This window comes from Planctomycetia bacterium (genome assembly GCA_034440135.1).
Classification (GTDB): Bacteria; Planctomycetota; Planctomycetia; order Pirellulales; family JALHLM01; genus JALHLM01.
Genome location: JAWXBP010000369.1, coordinates 1 through 3,821, shown reverse-complemented (window position 1 = coordinate 3,821; position 3,821 = coordinate 1). Strand labels below are relative to the sequence as shown.

The window sequence follows — 3,821 nt, the reverse complement described above, 5'->3', positions numbered from 1 at the left end:
CTAGCCCGACGCGCAATCGAGGGAGTGTAAACGAGGCACTTTGGTTCGACGTCCACTCTCCCTCGCTTGCGCGTCGGGCTAGAGTTTTTGAGACGCTTCGCTAAACCATGCTGTGAACGGCGAACGACGTGGCGTACTCTTCCGGCTTGGTCGGGTCGAACACTTTGCCGTCGAACAGCGTTTCCGGCTCCATATTCGCCCCGCCATGCGTGTAGCCGAGTTCTTTCATCGCCTCTTCGTACAGATCGGCCCGCATGACTTGCTTGGCGATGCCTTCGTAATCCACCGAGGCGTCGACCATGCCCCAGCGACGATACTGCGTCATGAACCAGGTGGCGTACTTGGCCTGCGGGTAGTTGCAGTTCCGCTCACTGAAGATCATGTAGTTGGGGTCTTTTTTGGTGCGCCCGTCGCCGAAGTCGTAGTCACCTTGCATGCGACCCAGGATCGTTTCCGCCGGGCAGTTAATGTACGTCGGCGCTGAGACGATCTGGCATTGCTCGGGGCGATTGCCCATGTCGTCGAGCCAGACGCTGGCTTCGTGCAGGGCCTTGAGCACCACCTTCACGGTGCGGGGATTCTTGGCGGCGAATTCCTCCGTGAACGCGCAGACTTTTTCCGGATGGTCTTTCCACATATCTTGCGTGGTGATCGACGTGAAGCCGATTTCGTCCTGAATCGCTCGGGCATTCCAAGGTTCGCCCACGCAAAAGCCGTCCATCTTGCCGACCTTCATGTTGGCAATCATTTGCGGCGGCGGAATCGTCACCAGCGAGACGTCTTTGTCGGGATTGATCCCCCCTGCCCCGAGATAGTAGCGCATCCACATCGCATGCGTGCCGGGCGGAAACGTCATGGCGAAAGTCATCGGCGCGCCGGCCGCCTTGGCCGCGTCGACCAATGGCTTGAGCGCCTTGGGGTCGTCGGTGATTTTGCCTTTTAAGTCCGACTTGAGCGTGATCGCCTGGCCGTTGCGATTGATCAGCCACGGGGCCACCAACGGTTTTTTCGCTGCGCCGAGCAAGCCCATCGTCGAGGCGATTGGCATGCCGATCAGCATGTGCGTACATTGGATGTCGTCGTTCGACAGCGCATCGCGAATCGCGGCCCAACTCGCGCCCTTGCTGACCGTGGAGTTGATGCCGTACTTCTTGAAGAAGCCCTTCTCGTGCGCGATCACAAACGGAGAGCAATCCGTGAGTGCGATCATCCCGATCTTGATGTCGGTGACCTCGGGGCCCTCCGTGGCGACCGTACCGGGCGGAACGGCGCCGAGTTCCCCGTCTGGGCTACCCGAGCTCGTGGCATCGATCGGCTCGCAGCCGGTCAACATTGCAGCGCCTACGGCGCCCGCGACTGCTACGAACTTGCGGCGTGAAAGGTGGAGCGGTGAATCGATGTGTTGTGTTGGGCTTTGGCGATAGCGGCGCATCTAGGAAATCCATGTGACCTGAGTGGGGATCAATCGACTACCGCCTGATTTCGTTCGTAAAGCGATTCTCGTGCCGAAACTTTGACTGTCATGTGTTGCGCCTTGCCATGTCGAGACTTGCGTCGATTCATAGCACACGTTTTTCGGTCTAGCGCAACACCGATTGTTTTTGCGGACGAATGTTGATCCGCGGACTGCCGCCTTTTGTCGCATAGCCATGCAACCCGAATAAGCAGTCGCGCGAGCCGATCTCGGCGTCGACTTCGACCATGCGCGGCGTGGCCTATGTTTGAGGTATGGCTACACTTCAACTCGATCCGCAGCCGTCGCCGGTCCGCCCGCCGGATGCCGCCGTCGCGACCGCTACCACCCGAATTCTGCACGTCGTCAATGGCGAACACTACGCCGGCGCCGAACGGGTGCAGGACCTGCTTGCCGAATGCTTGCCGGACTTCGGCTTTCAGGTCGGCTTCGCCTGCGTGAAGCCGGACAAATTTCCCGCCCAGCGGCGCTGCCAGACGGCCCCGCTGGTCGGCGCCCTGATGCGTTCCCGGACCGATCTGCGCCCGGCCCGGTTGCTGGCGCGAATGATTCGCGACGACGGCTACGCCGCCGTCCACACGCACACGCCCCGCGCGGCCCTCGTCGGCCGGGTCGCCTCGTGGCTGGCCGGCGTGCCGATGATTCACCACGTCCATAGCCCCACGTCGCGCGATTCCACGCGTCGCCTGTTGAATTGGGCCAACGCAGCTACAGAGCGCTGCAGCCTGCTCGGGGTTTCGGCCGCGATTGGCGTTTCGCAAGCGATGGGCCGTTACGCGGATCACCTGGGCGTTACTTCGGAACGCACCTGGGTCGTGCCGAACGGCGTGCCGCGTCGCGAAACCTTGTTGGACCGCCCTGCCCCGCACGGCGTCTGGACTCTCGGCACGGTCGCACTTTTTCGGCCGCGCAAGGGACTTGAGATGCTCCTGGACGCCCTCGCCGAATTGCGCGAGCGCCACGTCCCGGTAAAACTGAGAGCCGTCGGCACGTTCGAGACGCCCGAGTATGAGGCGGAGATTCGCGCCCGGGTCGCCAGGCTGGACATCGCCGACAGTATTACCTGGACCGGGTTCTGCTCAAACGTGACGGCGGAGCTCGACCAGATGGACTTGTTCGTCCTGCCGAGCCTGTTTGGCGAAGGCCTGCCGATGGTCATTCTCGAAGCCATGGCCTCCGGTGTTCCGATTGTCGCGACCAACGTCGAAGGCGTCCCGGAAGCAATTCGCGACGGGCAGGACGGTTTGCTCGTGAGGCCGCATGATTCTTCGCAACTTGCCGAAGCCATCGAGCGTTATCTCCACGGCGACGTCGACTGGCAGGCGATTCGCACCAGCGCCCTCAATCGACAGCGCAGCCATTTCTCCGACGAAAGCATGGCGGCCGGCGTAGCGGAAGTTTATCGCGCGGTGCTGGGACGGTGAGTTTGGGGGCGCGTTTGAAGTTTTCAGTGTTCAGTTGTCAGTCTCTTGGCGCCACGTTTCGTACGGCTCCCCATGCCTGATCGCGTGCGACTTTTTGGGATGGATATTGACCGGCTGACGCTGGGCGATGCGGTGACGCGTCTTTCAAGTTGGCTGGCGGACTCGCCGCGCCCTTGCCGGTATGTTGTGACGCCGAATGTCGATCATGCCGTGCTGGTGCAGCATCACGAGGGACTACGCGCTGCCTATCAGGACGCGTCGCTCGTTGTGGCAGACGGTATGCCAGTCGTGTGGGCCTCGCGATTGCTGCGGCGCCCCTTGCCTGAGCGCGTGACTGGTAGCGATCTCGTGCCGGCACTATATACATCCGCCTCGAACGAGAGGCCACTACGCACGTATCTGCTTGGCGCGATGCCCGGCGTGGCGGAACGCGCCGCTAAGAACATTGCACAGCGTTGGCCGACGGTTGAAGTCGTCGGTACGTATAGTCCGCCGTTTGGCTTTGAACATGATGCCGCGGAAAACGAACGCATTCTTGAGAAAATCGCCGCGGTACGACCGGACGTGTTGATCGTGGGCGTCGGCGCTCCGAAGCAAGAGCTCTGGGTTCACGCAAATCGCGACCGCATCGACGCCAGTCTCGCGATTTGCGCGGGCGCGACGATTGATTTCCTCGCCGGCGAAAAACGCCGCGCCCCCGGCTGGATGCGCCGCACTGGGTTGGAGTGGCTGCATCGCTGCGCCACGGAACCGCGCCGCTTGTTGAAACGCTATCTCCGCGACGCCGCGGTGTTCCCCGGCTTGCTCTGGCGCGAATGGCGTTGCAACACTAGGCCTTGTCTCAAAACGCGATTTTGACGTCATATCGCAGGTATTGTAAGAGGCAGGCCCATTTGATCATGCCGGCGAAGTTTCGGGTTGTT

3 protein-coding genes are annotated in these 3,821 nt (G+C 61.6%); 2 read left to right on the top strand and 1 reads right to left on the bottom strand.

Features of this window, described 5'->3' with window-relative positions; all coding sequences use genetic code 11:
- Positions 1–100: 100 nt before the first annotated feature.
- A complete protein-coding gene (locus tag SGJ19_21995; GenBank protein MDZ4782931.1) occupies positions 101–1,432 on the bottom strand; it encodes a CmpA/NrtA family ABC transporter substrate-binding protein in 1,332 nt (443 codons plus the stop codon).
- Positions 1,433–1,728: 296 nt separating this feature from the next.
- Between SGJ19_21995 and SGJ19_21990 the strand changes: the two genes are divergently transcribed.
- The gene (locus SGJ19_21990) at positions 1,729–2,898 is read left to right on the top strand and encodes a glycosyltransferase (GenBank protein MDZ4782930.1); all 1,170 of its coding nucleotides are present in this window, start codon (positions 1,729–1,731) and stop codon (positions 2,896–2,898) included.
- Between the two features lie 72 nt (positions 2,899–2,970).
- Positions 2,971–3,756 (top strand): WecB/TagA/CpsF family glycosyltransferase, encoded by a 786-nt coding sequence (locus SGJ19_21985; protein MDZ4782929.1) that lies wholly within the window; start codon positions 2,971–2,973, stop codon positions 3,754–3,756.
- The last annotated feature ends 65 nt before the right edge of the window (positions 3,757–3,821 follow it).

What these genes read in the sequence shown, in the direction of transcription:
- SGJ19_21995 (MDZ4782931.1), bottom strand. Translation starts at nt 1,432, where the DNA reads ATGCGCCGCTATCGCCAAAGCCCAACACAACACATCGATTCACCGCTC.
- SGJ19_21985 (MDZ4782929.1), top strand. Translation starts at nt 2,971, where the DNA reads ATGCCTGATCGCGTGCGACTTTTTGGGATGGATATTGACCGGCTGACG.
- SGJ19_21990 (MDZ4782930.1), top strand. Translation starts at nt 1,729, where the DNA reads ATGGCTACACTTCAACTCGATCCGCAGCCGTCGCCGGTCCGCCCGCCG.